Annotated in this window: 12 protein-coding genes and 1 tRNA gene; 5 read left to right on the top strand and 8 right to left on the bottom strand. The window is 58.1% G+C overall.

The features are described 5' to 3' along the window. Positions 1-38 precede the first annotated feature (38 nt). Positions 39-1769 (top strand): 2-succinyl-5-enolpyruvyl-6-hydroxy-3-cyclohexene-1-carboxylic-acid synthase, encoded by a 1731-nt coding sequence (menD, locus tag IGS16_RS20560; protein WP_297088683.1) that lies wholly within the window; start codon positions 39-41, stop codon positions 1767-1769. A 72-nt stretch (positions 1770-1841) separates the two neighbouring features. On the opposite strand, the gene IGS16_RS20555 is transcribed toward menD, so the two are convergent. Both IGS16_RS20555 and IGS16_RS20550 read right to left on the bottom strand, forming a co-directional pair. Continuing rightward, a complete protein-coding gene (locus IGS16_RS20555) occupies positions 1842-2480 on the bottom strand; it encodes a hypothetical protein (RefSeq protein ID WP_068515579.1) in 639 nt (212 codons plus the stop codon). A gap of 198 nt (positions 2481-2678) precedes the next feature. Then, positions 2679-2750, bottom strand: a tRNA-Gln gene (locus IGS16_RS20550). A gap of 317 nt (positions 2751-3067) precedes the next feature. Between IGS16_RS20550 and IGS16_RS20545 the strand changes: the two genes are divergently transcribed. Then, positions 3068-7093 (top strand): choice-of-anchor D domain-containing protein, encoded by a 4026-nt coding sequence (locus IGS16_RS20545; RefSeq protein WP_297088681.1) that lies wholly within the window; start codon positions 3068-3070, stop codon positions 7091-7093. 60 nt (positions 7094-7153) lie between these two features. Here the strand turns inward: IGS16_RS20545 and IGS16_RS20540 are convergent, their stop codons facing one another. The 5 genes from IGS16_RS20540 to IGS16_RS20520 all read right to left on the bottom strand — a co-directional run bounded on the left by IGS16_RS20540 (position 7154) and on the right by IGS16_RS20520 (position 12382). Then, positions 7154-8788: an alpha-D-glucose phosphate-specific phosphoglucomutase gene (locus IGS16_RS20540; protein ID WP_297088679.1), complete on the bottom strand. Its 1635-nt coding sequence runs from the start codon at positions 8786-8788 to the stop codon at positions 7154-7156. A 25-nt stretch (positions 8789-8813) separates the two neighbouring features. Further along, positions 8814-9824 carry a 2-hydroxyacid dehydrogenase gene (locus tag IGS16_RS20535; protein ID WP_297088677.1) on the bottom strand — a complete coding sequence of 337 codons (1011 nt, stop codon included), beginning with the start codon at positions 9822-9824 and terminating at the stop codon, positions 8814-8816. A 30-nt stretch (positions 9825-9854) separates the two neighbouring features. After that, positions 9855-10550 carry a 2,3-bisphosphoglycerate-dependent phosphoglycerate mutase gene (locus IGS16_RS20530; RefSeq protein ID WP_297088675.1) on the bottom strand — a complete coding sequence of 232 codons (696 nt, stop codon included), beginning with the start codon at positions 10548-10550 and terminating at the stop codon, positions 9855-9857. A 101-nt stretch (positions 10551-10651) separates the two neighbouring features. Then, positions 10652-12088, bottom strand: coding sequence for a pyruvate kinase (gene pyk / locus IGS16_RS20525; RefSeq protein WP_297088673.1), 1437 nt, complete (start codon positions 12086-12088; stop codon positions 10652-10654). 87 nt (positions 12089-12175) lie between these two features. Further along, positions 12176-12382, bottom strand: coding sequence for a hypothetical protein (locus IGS16_RS20520; RefSeq protein WP_297088671.1), 207 nt, complete (start codon positions 12380-12382; stop codon positions 12176-12178). A gap of 43 nt (positions 12383-12425) precedes the next feature. On the opposite strand from IGS16_RS20520, the gene IGS16_RS20515 reads away from it, so the two are divergent. From IGS16_RS20515 to IGS16_RS20505, 3 genes are all read left to right on the top strand, one after another. Continuing rightward, positions 12426-13058 carry a pyridoxamine 5'-phosphate oxidase family protein gene (locus IGS16_RS20515; protein ID WP_297088669.1) on the top strand — a complete coding sequence of 211 codons (633 nt, stop codon included), beginning with the start codon at positions 12426-12428 and terminating at the stop codon, positions 13056-13058. Between the two features lie 110 nt (positions 13059-13168). After that, positions 13169-13363 carry a hypothetical protein gene (locus IGS16_RS20510; RefSeq protein WP_297088667.1) on the top strand — a complete coding sequence of 65 codons (195 nt, stop codon included), beginning with the start codon at positions 13169-13171 and terminating at the stop codon, positions 13361-13363. Between the two features lie 292 nt (positions 13364-13655). After that, positions 13656-14105, top strand: a complete 450-nt coding sequence (locus IGS16_RS20505) for an anti-sigma regulatory factor (RefSeq protein ID WP_297088665.1) — start codon at positions 13656-13658, stop codon at positions 14103-14105. Between the two features lie 6 nt (positions 14106-14111). On the opposite strand, the gene larC is transcribed toward IGS16_RS20505, so the two are convergent. Continuing rightward, complete coding sequence (larC, locus tag IGS16_RS20500; RefSeq protein WP_297088663.1) at positions 14112-15761, bottom strand: nickel pincer cofactor biosynthesis protein LarC; 1650 nt, start codon at positions 15759-15761, stop codon at positions 14112-14114. Between the last annotated feature and the right edge of the window lie 226 nt (positions 15762-15987).

Raw genomic sequence — 15987 nt, 5'->3', positions numbered from 1 at the left:
CTTCCCGTTGCGCTAACACTCTCTCTTCCTCTCGCTGCATGGATTTCCGCAATCTCAACACCCTCTGGGCCTCTGTGCTGACTGAAACGCTGGTGCGACTGGGATTGCGGGTGGCGGTGGTGTGTCCGGGTTCGCGGTCGGCTCCGCTGGCGATCGCCCTGGCCCAGCAGTCTGGGTTAGAAGCAATTCCGGTGTTGGATGAGCGATCGGCCGCCTTTTTTGCCCTGGGTCTGGCAAAGCAAACCGGACGACCGGTGGCGCTGGTCTGCACGTCGGGCACGGCGGGCGCAAACTTTTTCCCAGCGGTGATCGAAGCCCGCGAAAGCCGCGTGCCGCTGCTGGTGTTGACGGCCGATCGGCCGCCGGAACTGCGCGACTGCAACGCGGGACAGACGGTTGATCAGCAAAAGCTTTTCGGCAGCTTTGTGAACTGGTATCACGAAGTCGCCACGCCCACGGCGGAGGTTTCCCAACTGGCCTACCTGCGCCAAACTGTGATTCACGCCTGGGAGCGTACCCAGCGACCTGTTGCAGGCGCAGTGCATCTCAATCTGCCTTTCCGCGACCCACTGGCCCCCGTGCCCCAGCCAGCGGTATTGGCGCTCAGGGAATCCCTGGATGAAGCCCGTTTCTTTGCCAATGTCGGCTGGGATGACGGAACGCCGGAGTCGTGGCGTAGCTCAGACTGGGGGCGATCGCTCTCTTCTATTCCCTCTCGCAGCATTATTATCGCAGGCATTGCCCAATTTCCCAGTGCGGCTGCGGCCCGGGCCCACTGTCGGGCGATCGCCCGTCTTTCCCATAGCCTGGGTTTTCCGGTGCTGGCGGAGGGGCTGTCGCCGCTGCGAAACTACGCCCGCCTCAACCCGTATCTGGTGTCGAGCTATGACACGCTGCTGCGCGATTCTGACCTGGCGACAGAGCTTGCGCCGGAGGGGGTGCTTCGGATTGGCGAAATGCCAACCAGCAAGGAGTTGCGAAGCTGGCTAGAGCGCACCCAGCCGCAGCAGTGGGTGGTGGATGAGGGCGATCGCAACCTAGACCCGCTGCATCTGCGGACAGTTCATCTGCGGAGTTCCGTGCAGCAACTAGCCGCATCGCTGCCCAGCCCCCCCGCGCCGCCGACGGATTACCTGAAGCGCTGGTTGCAGGCAGAGGAGAACTGCTGGCAGCAGCAGCGAGAAAGCCTGCGATCGCTCGACTCGCGGATCGAAGCCAAGACCGCCTGGGTGCTGTCGCAATGCCTGCCGCCGGAAACGCCGCTGGTCATCGCCAACAGTACAGCAGTCCGCTATGTCGAGTGGTTTTGGGAACCGGGCGATCGCGCCATTCAGCCCTTCTGCAACCGGGGTGCAAACGGGATCGACGGCACGCTCTCGACGGCCCTCGGCATCGCGCATGGCAATCAGCCCAGCGTCTTGCTGACGGGTGACTTGGCACTGCTGCACGACACCAACGGCTTCTTGCTGCGTCCCCGCCTGCGCGGCCACCTGACCATTGTGTTGATCAACAATCGCGGCGGCGGCATTTTTGAGAACCTGCCCATTGCCCAGTTTGAGCCGCCGTTTGAGGAATTTTTCGCCACGCCCCAGTCTGTAGACTTTGCTGCACTCTGCGCCACCTACGGCATCGCCCACGAACTCGTCCATACTTGGGAGCAGCTTGCCCAGGCGCTAAAGGTGCTACCTAGCGAGGGGATACGGGTGCTGGAACTCCAGTGCGATCGCAAGCTCAATGCCCGCTGGCTGGCTCAGCGCACCCCACGCTAGGCAGATCGGGCGTTAAAACTAAAACGCTTCTCCTAAGCGCTTCTTCTAAACGCCTTTCCCAAAACGCCCTCATCAAGGCTTTGCCTGACTCAGCATCTTGCGAATTTCGTCATTTAGCTCACGAAAGACGTGCCGTGGACTCACCTCATCCAGCATTTCCACAATGCGCTGGGTCTGCGCGTCGGTCAGCGACGGGTTGCCCGTCAGCGATTCCAGCTTGACCTTTAGAATGCGATCGCGGATCTCGCTTTCCGAAGCCCCATTAGCCACCATATCCGCCACAATCTTGCTGGACTTGGCAAACTGAATGAAGTCCTTGTTCAGCAGATCATAGGACAGTTCACCCTTCTTATTTGTGTAGGCCTTGACGATGGCTTCATACTCGGCGCTGTCTACCGTTGCCACTTCTTCGGGCGAGGCCTCCTCGTCTTCAGGCTCTTCTCGCACGCCGCTCAGCTTGACCGGGCCCCGACGAGAGTAGGGCATTCCTGCCGTCAGTTCCATCGCCTCCCGAAAGGCTTCCATCGGAAAGGTTTCGAGGTTAATATTGGCGGCCGGTTCTGGCTCAGCAGTGCGGCGGTTGATGGTTGCCAGACCAGGCTGGGCATTGTCATAGCGCAAAATCACAATGCCTGCCTTGCCGTCTCTCAGCTTTTGGCGATAGGCAGCGGCTTCAATCGTGGAAAGTTCAACAATTTTTGTTCTGATCATGAGTCAGACCTTGTACTGGATGACCAAACGGAATCTGGAGTCACCTTACCACTCAATTGACAAGGTTCTGGAAGTGCGCCCCGACACATTCTGCAAAAGTAGAAAAGTTGCAGATGCCGATTCACAGCATAGATTCACAGCATCGAAAGCAGCCTTAGCTTCCAAGGCTGATAAAGCTAACTGCAAGGACTGGAAAAACTGGGGCGCTAGGATTCGAACCTAGGAATGGCGGGACCAAAACCCGCTGCCTTACCGCTTGGCGACGCCCCAATGAGAATGCAGAACAGAGTGTAGACGGTTGTTTCGTCTCTGTCGCAGCTTCACTATTGTAACCAAGAGTTTTGCAATTTCGCAAGATTTTTGGAAACAGACTTTGTGATGCGGATTAAACCTGATAGGGATTCAAACCCGACACCTCCCAGACCCCAACCTCGAAAACGCTGTTTCCCAAATCTCAGCCATTCAGTGTTGCGTTTTGGGTCGGGCGCATTATCGTTATGAATACTACCCGCAACAAAAATCCGTCCGCGTCCACCATCCATCTGGCATCCATCTGGCTCTAGGGTGAACCTTGCTCTCGTATCGTCATGTCGCAAACCTACGAACATTTGCTGGCTGAAAAGACCCTGTTAGACCAAGCGCGGCAGGGAAGTGCGGAGGCGATCGCCACCTTGCTCAACCGCAGCCTCAATCCCAGGGGCATCACAGCGATGGCCCGGCTAGAGCAAGACACACTGCATGTTTTGGTAGAAGCCGTGCCCACGCCCCCGTCGGATCTCGCGTCATTTGTCCATCAGGGCATTGCGGGGCTGGGCATCTCCGCCGCCAATACGCTCAAGGTTTACGGACGGCAGCGCGGCATCAGCCAGATTGGATGGCAGCAGGCGTTTAGTCTGGCGACCCCTTCTGGCTTGGGCGGTGTGTCTACCGTGATGCAGGGAACCCAGACGGGAAATGGGCTGCCCGTGACCGAGTTTGAACTGGGGGCGGGCGGGCAGCAGGTGATTGCGGGCGATCGCCGCTTGCAGATGACCCCCCACGGGGCAGTAGTGACGCTTTTGCCGCAGCCCTCAGCACCCCCGCTGCGATCGCGCACCCTGCCCAGCCCTGAAGCGGCTTGCCCGCCAATGCCCTACCTGGTGGGGCGCGAGAAGGAACTGGACGGGGCGATCGCCGCGCTGGAACAATCCGTGCCCGTCGAGTTTTATGGCGAGTCGGGGCTGGGCAAAAGCGCCCTCGCCCGTGCCCTGGCGCACCAGCCGTCGGTCTTGGGATTGGCTTCGGAAGGGCTGGTCTATCACATCGTCGGCGAACAGCCTATCGAAGACCTCTACCAGAGCCTATTTGAAGATTTTTTTGAAATTGACGACGGCATTCCCCACAAGCTCAGTGAGGAAGAAGTGCAGTATGCCCTGCGCCAGAAGCGGGCGCTGGTGGTGCTGGACGACGTGCGCCTGCCGCCCAACGCGCTAGAGCGGATGACGCGAAACCTGACTACGCTGGGCCTAATTGTCACGGCTTCAGAGCGCCATCTGTGGAACGATAGCCACAGTCTGCCGCTGAGCGGATTGCCCCAGCCCGAAGCGGTGAATCTGCTGGAACGCTACCTGAACGACCCCCTCACGCCAGAGCAGCGATCCAGCGCAGAACAGCTTTGCACATTGTTGTATGGGCATCCGCAGCGGATTTTGCAGGCGGCCATGCTGGTGCGCGATGGACATTTGTCCCTGTTGGCAATGGTCGAGCAGCTGCAATCGGGGGCGACGCTAGAAGTGCTGGTGCTGCGGGCGTGCGCCACCTTCCCGGATGCCGAGCGGCGCTGTCTGGCGGCGCTGGCGGTGCTGGGGGAAGTCCCCGTGCAGACCCACCATCTGGCCGGGCTGACGGGCACGGCCAATCCCCAGCCGATTGTGGCAACCCTGGTCAGCCGGGGCTTTTTGAGCAGTGACGGGGTGCGCCACACGCTGGCAGGAAACCTGCTAGCTCCCCTGCGGCAGTTCTGGAACCTGGAACAGTGGGTGCAGCCGGTGGTTCGCCATTTTCTGCACTGGGTTCAGCAGCAGGCTCCTATCAAAGGGGCGCTGTTGCCAGATTTGCCGCTGCTGATGCGGGTGGTAAACCTGGCTGCTGAAGCAGAACAGTGGAAAGAAGTCGTGCAGTTTGCCCGCGTGATGGACGGGCCGCTGGCGCTGGGGCGACGTTGGGGCGCGTGGGAGCAGGTGTGGGATGCGGGGCTGCGGGCGGCAGAGCATTTGGGCAATCCCCAGGCGATCGCCCTGGCCCATCACCAGCTAGGCACCCGCGCCCTCTGCCTGGGCGACAGCTTTGCCGCGATTAACTATCTCAACCAGGCGCTGCGCCTGCGGGAAGCCGGGGGCAACGAAACCGCCGCCGCCGCCTCGCGCCACAACCTCAGCCTGCTGGTGGCTCCGATGCAGCACCTCCAGCCCCAGCCCCAGCAGCCGCCCCAGTATCAGCCCCCGCCGCAATATCCGCCCCAATCCCCACCCCAATATCCACCGCAATCCCCGCCGCAATATCCAGGGCCCCAATATCCCTCGCAGATCCAGCCGCCCCAGCCCCAACCGCCCCAATATCCAGCCCCAGAGCCGCAGCCCCAGCTGCCGCCGCTGCCGGCCCAGCCTGCGCCCCATCCGCCCTACCAGCCGCCGCCGCCCATGCCAGGAACCTCTGACCCCGAAGTAGAGGCAGCCTCCTCGCGCTTTTCGCCGCTGCTGCTGGGGGGACTGGTGGCCTCGCTGCTGCTGGGGGCGCTGGCGGCGTGGCTGATGGTGCGCGATCGCCCGTCCTTCAGCGTCAACCCCAGCAGCCTCGCCTTTTCCAACCAGACGATTCACACCAGCAGCCAGCCTCAAACGGTAACTCTGCAAAATACAGGCAGTCAGGCGCTACGGCTGGGACGGATTACCCCCGTCGGGGCCAATCCAACGGATTTTCAGGTGGCGGAGCAATGCACCCGCGCCCCCCTGCCGCCGGCCCAGTCCTGTACGATCCAGGTCACGTTTACGCCCCAGGGTCAGGGCGATCGCATTGCGGACCTGGCCTTCAACGACATTACAGGCGTGACCCGCTACACCATTCCCCTGCGCGGCAATAGCCCCAGTGCCATTGGCGGCAGCCCCAGCCCCGGCAGTCCGTCGCCCACGCCCCCGGTCAATCCTGACGTGGCGCTGCGGTTCAATCCCGGCACGCTGGACTTTGGCGAGTGGCAGGTCAATGCCCAAACCGGCCAGCGAACCATCGCCTTGGTCAACAACAGCGCCGTTCCCGTGACAATCCAACTGGTGCGGGCCGATGGGCAGGCTCGCAGCGACTTTTTGGTGAGCGAGCAATGTACAGGCGGGCCCCTAGCTCCGGGACAAAGCTGCCCGATTTTCGTTGCCTTTCGACCCACGGCTGCGGGCCAGCGGACGGCAAATATCAACGTGATTGACACCAGCAATCGCCCGTGGAATGTGCCGCTGACGGGCTACGGCGTGGCCACTGCGCCCCAAACGCCCACCCTCAGCATTACGCCCGGCCGAGTAGACTTTGGCTCTGTTACGGTTCGCAATACCAGCCGCGAAGAGCGCTTCTTCTTACAAAGCACGGGGGGCGTGCCTGTCCAGCTTCGCAATATCAGCATCGAAAGCCGGACAGGGGATTTTCGGCTGACGCGCAACACCTGCCCCAGCGACTTGCCGCCGGGGGCCCGCTGCGAGGTGGGCGTGGTATTTAGTCCAGAGGTGGAGGGCGATCGCCGCGCTGCCCTCCGGTTTGACAGCAACGACTATCGGGGTACGGCCCGCGTCATGCTCATGGGTCAGGGCGTGCCGCCTGCGGTGCCTGCGCTGCGGGTCAACCCACTGTCTATTGATTTTGGCAGCATCGAGCTAGAGCGGGCCAGCGCCCCCCGCGCCGTCACCATCAGCAATATGGGCACCGCGCCACTGCTGCTGGGCGATATTCGGGTCAATGGCAACCCAGACTTTGTGAGCGATCGCAACTCGTCCATTGGCGCGGAGTGTTCCAACCTCTCGCTGCGGCCAGGGCAAAGCTGCGGCTTTAACGTCGTCTTTATTCCGCAGGTGGAGGGATCACGCAACGCCAATATCGTGATTCCCACAAACACTGGCTCAACCACCGTCGCGCTGCGGGGCAACGGTTCAGTGCAGCGCTTCCCTACGCTCAGCATCCAGCCCACCAGCATTGATTTTGACAATCAGACTATTGGCAATATGAGTGCGCCCCGCTCTGTGACCCTGCGAAACAGCGGCAATGCGCCCCTGATCTTGGGAGATTTGCGGCTAAGCGGGGAGAATCCGTTTGACTTTGCCACCTCGAACGACAGCAACTTTGCGATTAGCTGCACCAACGTGACGCTGGCTCCGGGCGAGGTTTGCACCGTCCAGATGATGTTCAACCCAACGGAGCCGGGATATCGCACGGCCCAGTTAGTGATTCCTAGCAATGCCCCCAACAGCCCTGGACGGGTTCGGGTGGGCGGCGTGGGGCAGGCCGCAATTACGCCGCTCCCCGATCCCCAGCCCGATCCGCCAATCCAGCCGCTGCCCGCGCCCTTGCCGCAGCCCTTCAACCCCCTGTCGCGGTAGTCTGGCGTGGGGCCGCTGGGCGATCGCCCTATGGGATAGCTGCGATCGCCCCAGTCGGGATCAGGTGATCACCGTCGGCTTGTCCATGCCCGTGTATTCCTTGATCTGGGCAATCTCTTCGGCGATCGCAATCAGGTCGCCCAGCGCCACCTGCGGGTCGAGGTTGTGTTTGGCGATGTTGGGTTCATAGCTTTCCAGATAGAGCCGCAGTGTTGCGCCCTTGGTGCCCGTGCCCGACAGCCGCAGAATCAGGCGAGACCCGTCTGTAAAGCCAATACGAATGCCTTGATTTTGGCTGACGCTGCCGTCTACCGGGTCGGTATAGCTAAAGTTGTCAGCATATTCGACCGTATAGGAGCCGAAGGTTTTTCCGGGCAGCGTCAGCATTTGCGCCTGGACGTAATCGACTAATGCCTTAGCGCGATCGCTCGCCACCTCTTCATAGTCATGCCGCGAGTAGAAGTTGCGCCCAAACATCTGCCAGTGTTCCCGCACAATCTGCTCCACGGGCTGTTGCCGCACCGCCAGAATATTCAGCCAAAACAGCACCGCCCAGATACCGTCCTTTTCGCGGATATGGTTCGACCCGGTGCCAAAGCTCTCTTCGCCGCACAGCGTCACCTTGCCCGCATCCAGCAAATTGCCAAAAAACTTCCAGCCCGTCGGCGTTTCATAGGAGCCAATCCCCAGCCGCTGGGCCACCCGATCCGCCGCTGCGCTGGTGGGCATTGAGCGGGCCACCCCTGCCAGTCCGTCCTTATAGCCGGGAACCAGGTGCGCGTTTGCCACCAGCAGCGCCAAGCTATCGCTGGGGTTGACGAAGAAATTGCGTCCCAAAATCATGTTGCGATCGCCATCCCCGTCAAACGCCGCCCCAAAATCCGGCGCGTCCGCTTTGAACAGGATCTCCACCAGATCATGGGCATAGGTCAGGTTGGGGTCGGGATGGCCGCCGCCAAAATCCTCCAGGGGCGTGCCGCTGCGAACCGTGCCTGCGGGTGCGCCCAACTGCTGCTCAAAAATGGCATGGGCGTAGGGCCCGGTAACGGCGTGCATCGCGTCAATGCACAGGCGAAACGAGCCATTGGTCAGCAGCGCCCGAATCCGGTCAAAATCAAACAGCGACTCCATCAATTCCTGATAGTCGGCTACGGAGTCGATCACCTCGACCACCATGCCACCCAGCTTGCTTTCGCCCAGCGTGTCGATGTCTACATCGGGCGCATCCAGGAGTTTGTATTCCGTGATTTCTTTGGTTCGCGCGAAGATCGCCTCCGTCACCTTTTCCGGCGCAGGCCCGCCGTTTTCTATGTTGTATTTCACGCCAAAGTCGCCATGGGGGCCGCCGGGATTGTGGCTAGCAGAGAGAATAATGCCGCCAAAGGCCTTGCATTTGCGAATCACGCAAGACGTGGCAGGCGTAGAGAGAATGCCGTGGTGCCCCACCTTCACGCGGCCCCAGCCATTGGCCGCCGCCATTTTGAGAATAATTTGGATCGCCTCGCGGTTGTAATAGCGGCCGTCGCCGCCCAGCACCAGGGTTTGCCCCTGATAGCCCTCCAGACTGTCAAAAATCGACTGGATGAAGTTTGCGAGATAGTGGGGCTGTTGGAAGGTGGGAACAGCCTTCCGCAGCCCCGAAGTTCCGGGCTTCTGATCGGCGAAGGGCTGCGTAGAAATGGTTTGAATATTCATCGACAATCCTCTCGGTTAAGCAAGTTCATGCGCTGACCAGCGGTTGGGTGATCTCGTTTGGACAGGGCCGCCCCTGCTCAAAGTCGTCTAGGTTGTCCAGGGTGGTTTCGGCAATATCCCTAAGCGCATCTTCTGTGAAAAAGGCCTGGTGTCCGGTCACGATGACGTTGGGAAACGTAACCAGCCGCTCGAAAACATCATCTTGAATAATCTCATTGGACAAATCTTCAAAAAACAGATCCGCCTCCTGTTCGTATACATCGAGGCCCAGTGCCCCAATGATTTTACCCTTGAGTGCATCAATTACCGCTTCTGTGTCAATTAGCCCGCCCCGACTGGTGTTGATCAGCATTACCCCGCGCTTCATCTGGTCGATGGTGTCAGCATTAATCAGGTGGCGAGTTTCGGGCGTGAGGGGGCAGTGCAGCGAGATGATGTCGGCATTTTCAAATAGCTCTGGCAGTTCCACATACTGAGCCGCACCCAGCGCCGTAAATTGGGGGTTTACCCGGTGGTCATAGCCCAAAAGCTGACAGCCAAAGCCGTGCATAATCTGGGCAAAGATCAAACCGATTTTGCCCGTGCCGATGATGCCAATGGTGCGGCCGCGCAGGTCAAACCCCATCAGTCCTTCCAGGCTGAAATTTCCTTCGCGGGTGCGGTTGTAGGCTCGGTGAATCTTGCGGTTGAGCGCCAGCACCAGCCCCACAGCAAACTCCGCCACCGAAAAGGGCGAATAGGCAGTGACGCGGGCGACCGTGATCCCCAGTGCTGCGGCGGTCTTGAGGTCTACGTTGTTGTAGCCTGTGCAGCGCAGCGCGATGAAGCGAGTGCCCCCAGCGGCGATCGCCCTCAGCGTGACCGCATCCAACTGGTCGTTCACAAATACACACACCGCCGGAAACCCCGCCGCCAGCACCGCCGTGCGGGCATTCAGCGATTCTTCAATGAACACTAGCTCATGGCCCCGGGTTGCGCCGAGGCTTTCCAGAATTTCACGATCGTAAGCCTTGGCGCTAAAGACTCCCACTCTCATGCCAGTTCCTCACAAATACCCAGCACGCGCTCACTGATCTAACACCACCTTGTGGGTCACTTCGCCGTGTTCATCAATGTCATACACGATCGGCACAGCGGTTCCCAGTTCCAGCTTGGCGACTTCTTCGCCCGATAGCTTATCCAGCTTCATGATGATGGAGCGGAGCGAGTTGCCGTGGGCGGCGATCATCACGTTTTTGCCTTGCAGCAAGTAGGGCAAGATGGTTTCGTTGAAGTAGGGCAAGACGCGGGCCTGCGTGTCTTCCAGGCTTTCGCCCCCAGGGGGCGCGATGTCGTAGGAGCGTCGCCAAATTTGCACCTGATCGGCTCCGTATTCCGCTGCGGTCTGGGCCTTGTTCAGCCCTTGCAGGTTGCCATAGTAGCGCTCGTCCAGGGCTGCGTTAGTAAAAATAGGCAACACTTCATCTGGATTGTCGTAGTTATCCAGACCTTTCCAGTCAGGGTCATCGTCGTCATGCTGAATGATGGGAATCTTGCCGCCGCAGATGTCGTCGCATTCCGTCAAAATGCAGACGGCGGTTTCGATCGCCCGAATCAGCTTGCTAGTAAACACCACATCTACGCGATATTCTCGCAGCTTGGTCGAGGCAATCGTTGCTTCGGCGCGGCCCCGTTCGCTCAGCGGCACATCGACCCATCCGGTGAACTTGTTGACCGCGTTCCAAAGGCTCTGTCCATGCCGGGTCAGAATTAATTTTGCCATAGGGTTAAAGAAGCGTTAGACGCTCTGAAATCAGGTGAAGTTAACGGTGAAATTAAAGATGAAACCAAAGGTTTTTTGCAGCTTGAAACCAAAAGCTAGTGCTACCCAGCAGCAAAGGTGCCGATGGTGTGGATCTTGAGGAAATTCGTACCGCCTGTGACCTTCATGGGAATGCCGCCAACGACCAGAATGCGATCGCCCACCGAGGCCAACCCGCGTTCTAGCAGACATTGCTCTGCCTGCCGCAGCACCGCTTCAAATTCAGTCGTTTCCTCTTGCAGCAGCACCGGACGCACGCCCCACACCAGGTTCAGCCGATGGTATACGTCGATATTCGGCGTCAGCGCCACTACCGGAGCCGTCGGCCGCTCCTTCGAGGCCAGCTTAGCCGTATAGCCCGTATTGGTAAATGCCACGATGCACTGGAGCGGCAAAAACTGGTCAATGGCGTTCAGCGCTTCGCTAATGGCGTGGGCTTCGTCTTCTTTGGAAGGAGGATAGTTGACAAAGTGATAGTCGCGCTCTACCTCGCGGGCAATGCGCGTCATCATCTGCACCGCCTCCACCGGATAGGCCCCCATCGCCGACTCGCCCGACAGCATCACTGCGTCTGTGCCGTCGAGAATGGCGTTGGCCACGTCGCTGGCCTCGGCGCGAGTCGGGCGCGGGTTTTGGATCATGCTCTCCAGCATTTGCGTCGCCGTGATCACCGGAATGCCCAGTTCGTTGCAGCGGCGGATGATGTGCTTCTGCGTCAGGGGCACTTGCTCTGGCGGCAGTTCCACGCCCATGTCGCCCCGCGCCACCATAATCGCGTCGCAGGCGCAGAGAATGTCTTCCAGATTTTCAATGGCCTGGGGCTTTTCTAGCTTGGCCAGCACGGGCACATCGGCATGTCCCTTAGAAGCCAGCAAATCCTTGAGCGATCGCACGTCATCGCCCCGCCGCACAAAGCTGAGCGAAATCCAGTGGACATTTTGCGACAGTCCAAACTCCACATCCTGAATATCCTTGTCCGTCATTGACGGCAGTTTCAGGTTAAGGCTGGGCAAATTCACGCCCTTGCGGCTTTTCAGCAAACCGCCTTTCACCACGCGGCAGCGCACCTCGCGACCCACCACCTCTTCAACCTGCAATTCCAGCAGACCGTCATCCATCAGCACTTGCGTGCCTGGCGTTGCTTCTTCCCACAGGTGCGGATAGTCAATCGAAACCGTGTTGGGCTGCCCGTCGAGGGCATCATCCGGCACCAGAATCAGCGGTGCGCCCTCCTCTAGGGGAATGCCCCCGTTCGGCATTTGTCCGACGCGAATTTTGGGCCCTTGCAGGTCTTGCAGCAGCGTGATTGGCGTATCGAGTTCTGCTTCGACCGCGCGAATCATTTCAATTGTCTTGGCGTGGTCTTCGTAGGAGCCGTGAGAAAAATTGAGGCGGGCTACGCTCATGCCCGCATTCACCATTTTCTTAAGGATTTCGGGGGAGCGGCTGGCAGGGCCAATCGTAGCGACAATTTTGGTGCGGGGGGTGAGGAGTTTCATAGCGGCAGTGGCAGGATGAAGGTTGCTAACAGACCCAACAAGCGAACCATCGACGAATTAGCGCACCGGATAATAGTAAGAATTTGGCTATGAACCTACCGCACAATCCTGAATGCTGTTTGATAACTGGATAACAGCAGCCCAAAAATCCCTAAGATGATCCCAAGTTGGTATTGAGCGCAACAGTTCTTGTGGTAACTGCTGCATCGCTCGCTGAAACAGCGACGGATTGCCTAGCCCCTGCGCCAAAATCAGCGATCCCTGGATGGCGATCGCCCCATTGAGCCGCCCCATCTAACCACCACTCCATCCAGTCGCCCCATCCAAGGAGATCCCCATGCCACGCAAATTTGGAGAAATTGCTTTTACGCCCGAAGTCCTGGCCGCTCAAGAGCAGCGTGGCTCTCGAGAAACCTACGCACGCTACATTGCTAAAGGCCCGGCTGGTGATAGTATCACGCCAGAATTGTCCGAGTTCATTGCCCATCTGGACGGGTTTTATTTGGGAACCGTTGGTTCTGACGGCTATCCCTATATCCAGTTTCGCGGCGGCCCGGCTGGTTTTCTAAAGGTACTGGATGAGAAGACGCTTGGCTTTGCCGATTTTTCTGGCAATCTGCAATACATTACCGTCGGCAATCTCTCCGGCAATGACAAGGCATTTCTATTCTTGATGGACTATCGGCATCGCCAGCGAGTCAAGGTTTGGGGACGTGCAGAATACTTAGAAGGGAACACAGATGCGAACGTAGAATGGATTGAAAAACTCCGAGTTCAGGATTACCCTGCACCTGTTGAACGGGCCATTTTGTTTCACGTCGAGGCGATTAGCGAAAACTGCCCGCAGCATATTCCCATTCGGTATTCTGCACAGGAGGTCGAAGCGATGATGGCTCCCTTGCGCGATCGCATTTCAGCACTAGAACAGCAGCTTGCACAGGCAGAGAATAACGCTTCTAGTCGTCAGTGAGCAATTTTATCAAGTAATTTTATCCTTGATGAACCGCAGGGTCGTTGAGTTCATTTACCAGTTTTCAATTCATTTGTACCAATCACCACTCGCAAAGCTCTTGCCAAGCAATGAAGTCTGCTAAGCGTAGGGCGATCGCCCTACGAACTTGGGGCGATCGCGCTGTTGACTATTATTCTGCCCAAGGATTTTGTAGTTTAGCTCACAGAATTCCGTCTAAACCCGGTCGCAAAGCTACATCCAATATCAGGGAAACCCCGGCCCAGTGGGTAATTGCCGCCCAAAAAGCAGGGATTACCGACTAGCTGTGCTAAAATTGAGTTGTTAAACATGGATGCGCTACTCATCTGCTATTTAGCTACGTTGATGTTTTTTTAGTTGCACTTTTTTCCTTGATTTAGTTTTTTGATTTAGGTCGCATTCAAGCTATTGCATTGAGCTTTACTTTTTACAGTCTTGCTTTAGTGGAAAGTTTTCAGATTCATTCACCTAGCCTCGGCTTCTAGAAGTGGGTTTCACTTTACTCAGCTCCTACTTTTAAACTGAGCCAGGCAAGGCTTATCCCCTGTCCCTTTGTACGCCAGTGAGGATCATCGAGTGATCGCAATCACACCTCGTCCCAATGGGCGAAAGTGGGGTACTGTAAGCTTTGCGTCTACTTTGCATCTGGGTCCAGTCTTGGACTTGCTGCTGGCTGATATTCCGCCGCGCTGGAGAGCAGAGGTGCGTTTGGGACTTCAAGAGGCGCTGGTTAACGCAGCAAAGCACGGCAATAATCTCGACCCAAACAAAACCATTCTGGTTGAGTTCTACATTGTCAATAACGAACACTGGTGGATCATTTCCGACCAAGGCTGCGGGTTCGACCCTGCGGGGCCATGCCGAGAGGATTGTGTCGGGCGATCGCCCAACGAGCAGCGAGACTGCGGGCGCGGACTCTATATCCTCCACCAGATTTTTGACCAGGTACACTGGAATACAGACGGCACAGAGCTTCGCCTTTGCAAGCAGGTTCGGAGCCGGGGGCGTTTGCCGCTCCTCTCCTAGTGGACGCTAGTGGGCGCTCTCTGCCCGAAGTTGGGTCTTTGGGTTCCGATTCTCCCAGGCGCGTAAGGCGGCTCGATGCACGTCGCTCCAAGAAACTTGGCGATCGCGGGCGATTTTGGCACAATCTTCATACTCCGGCTGGACGTTGAGCAGTTCTCCGCTAACGGGATGCTTCCCCAGCTTTATTGGGACTTCTCCAAATTCCGTCTCGACCGTCTGAAATTCCCGGTCGAGCATGGTTCGCTGCTGCACTGACTCGCGGATGCCTAGCGTCGTTGTTTCGCGAAACAGGATAGCTTTGCAAATTTCGGCCAGGTCAATCGGGCAAATCACCGTCAGCAGCGTGCCCAGGCGCGATTTTTTCATGGTCACAGGCTGCGTAAACACGTCCAGCGCCCCCGCTGCCAGCAGAGATTCTAGCGTGTAGGCGATCGCCTGTGGGTTTGCGTCATCAATCTGCGTCTCCAGAACCGTCACCTGGGTATTGGCTTCCGGCTGAGCAGCAGGCGTTACTGCTTTAGCAGACTGGGGCAAGTGAATCCCTGATGGAATGGTGTGGGCCGCCGTCTGTCGATAGGCAAAGCTACCCGCCCCCAGTTCCGATAATTCCCCAAGCCACAGCCGCAGAATATTGGGAATCGGCAGATCGCGCCCGCCCGCGCCCAGCCCCACGCGGGTCAGCGTCATCGGCGGTGGCGGGCCAAAACTGGCTGCCAGAGTTGTGGCGATCGCCGCCCCCGTTGGGGTTACCAATTCTCGCTCAATGCCGTTGCTGTAGATTGGCACCTGCCGCAGTTCCCACAGCTTCAGCACCGCAGGCGAAGGCACCGGGAGCCGCCCATGCGCTGCCCAGATGGTGCCGCCGCCGGTCGGCATCGCCGAGCAATACAACTGCTCAATGCCCAGCCAGTCCAGCCCCAAACAGGTTCCCACGATATCTACAATGGCATCTGTCGCTCCGACTTCGTGGAAGTGAACCGCGTCGATGGGAATGCCGTGAACCGCGCTTTCGGCGATCGCCAACTGTCGAAACACCGCCAAACTCCACGCTTCGGCCCGAGGCGGCAATCCCGCCGCCAAGATCAACTGCTCGAGGTCTGCCAGATGCCGAGTTCCTGCGTGATGGTGTGGGGCAAGATCATGAGACGGATGCTCAGATTCATCAATCGCGTTCCTGGCACCGTCTAAAGAATGGGTATAATCAGCCGGATGCTCGTGCGGATGCGGATGAAAATGACCTTTAGAATCATGAGGAGATTCAGACTCATGCGTATGAACATGACTCTGATGAGAATGTGAATCCGAATGCTTTTCTGAATGCAGCTCGACTGCATTTTGATAAATGCCTTGATGAGTCAAATCATTAGAATGAGATTGAGAATAGGCACGCCGAAAGGTTGAATGAACATCGACTCCTGGCTCTTGGTGCGCCAGCGCTTCCGGATCAGGCAATGCGCTTAGGTCAACGTGCAGTTTTGTTGCCGATTGCCCATTTCGCTGCACGGTTTCGACTCGCAGTGTATATTCATGGGAAATGCCCAATCGCTGAAGCTGCGTTTCCAAATACTCCAGCGGCAGCCCTGCGTGAATCAGCGCCCCCAGGCACATATCTCCGGCAATACCCGTCGGGCAGTCTAGATACGCAATCTTGGTCATAGATGAGCCTTGGAGTTGAGAGAGTTGAGAGAACTAAACCGCTGAGACAGCCTATCCTCAACTAATCTACAGTAAATAACGGTTAGGTTCAGGCCCTGAGATTTGCGGTATATCCTTCACGCAGTTATTCCTGGGAGTTATTCCTGGCAGTTATTCCTGAATAGGCGCTTGCTTGCTCCCCTCTGCACTAAAATCGGCCGCGGGCAGAATCACTACGCCCACAGCC

The organism is Thermoleptolyngbya sp. C42_A2020_037, from assembly GCF_015272455.1.
Taxonomy (GTDB): domain Bacteria; phylum Cyanobacteriota; class Cyanobacteriia; order Elainellales; family Elainellaceae; genus Thermoleptolyngbya.
Note: the sequence above shows the minus strand (reverse complement) of the source record. Positions and strands in the feature narration are given on the sequence as shown.

What these genes read in the sequence shown, in the direction of transcription:
- menD (WP_297088683.1), top strand. Translation starts at nt 39, where the DNA reads ATGGATTTCCGCAATCTCAACACCCTCTGGGCCTCTGTGCTGACTGAA.
- IGS16_RS20555 (WP_068515579.1), bottom strand. Translation starts at nt 2,480, where the DNA reads ATGATCAGAACAAAAATTGTTGAACTTTCCACGATTGAAGCCGCTGCC.
- IGS16_RS20545 (WP_297088681.1), top strand. Translation starts at nt 3,068, where the DNA reads ATGTCGCAAACCTACGAACATTTGCTGGCTGAAAAGACCCTGTTAGAC.
- IGS16_RS20540 (WP_297088679.1), bottom strand. Translation starts at nt 8,788, where the DNA reads ATGAATATTCAAACCATTTCTACGCAGCCCTTCGCCGATCAGAAGCCC.
- IGS16_RS20535 (WP_297088677.1), bottom strand. Translation starts at nt 9,824, where the DNA reads ATGAGAGTGGGAGTCTTTAGCGCCAAGGCTTACGATCGTGAAATTCTG.
- IGS16_RS20530 (WP_297088675.1), bottom strand. Translation starts at nt 10,550, where the DNA reads ATGGCAAAATTAATTCTGACCCGGCATGGACAGAGCCTTTGGAACGCG.
- pyk (WP_297088673.1), bottom strand. Translation starts at nt 12,088, where the DNA reads ATGAAACTCCTCACCCCCCGCACCAAAATTGTCGCTACGATTGGCCCT.
- IGS16_RS20520 (WP_297088671.1), bottom strand. Translation starts at nt 12,382, where the DNA reads ATGGGGCGGCTCAATGGGGCGATCGCCATCCAGGGATCGCTGATTTTG.
- IGS16_RS20515 (WP_297088669.1), top strand. Translation starts at nt 12,426, where the DNA reads ATGCCACGCAAATTTGGAGAAATTGCTTTTACGCCCGAAGTCCTGGCC.
- IGS16_RS20510 (WP_297088667.1), top strand. Translation starts at nt 13,169, where the DNA reads ATGAAGTCTGCTAAGCGTAGGGCGATCGCCCTACGAACTTGGGGCGAT.
- larC (WP_297088663.1), bottom strand. Translation starts at nt 15,761, where the DNA reads ATGACCAAGATTGCGTATCTAGACTGCCCGACGGGTATTGCCGGAGAT.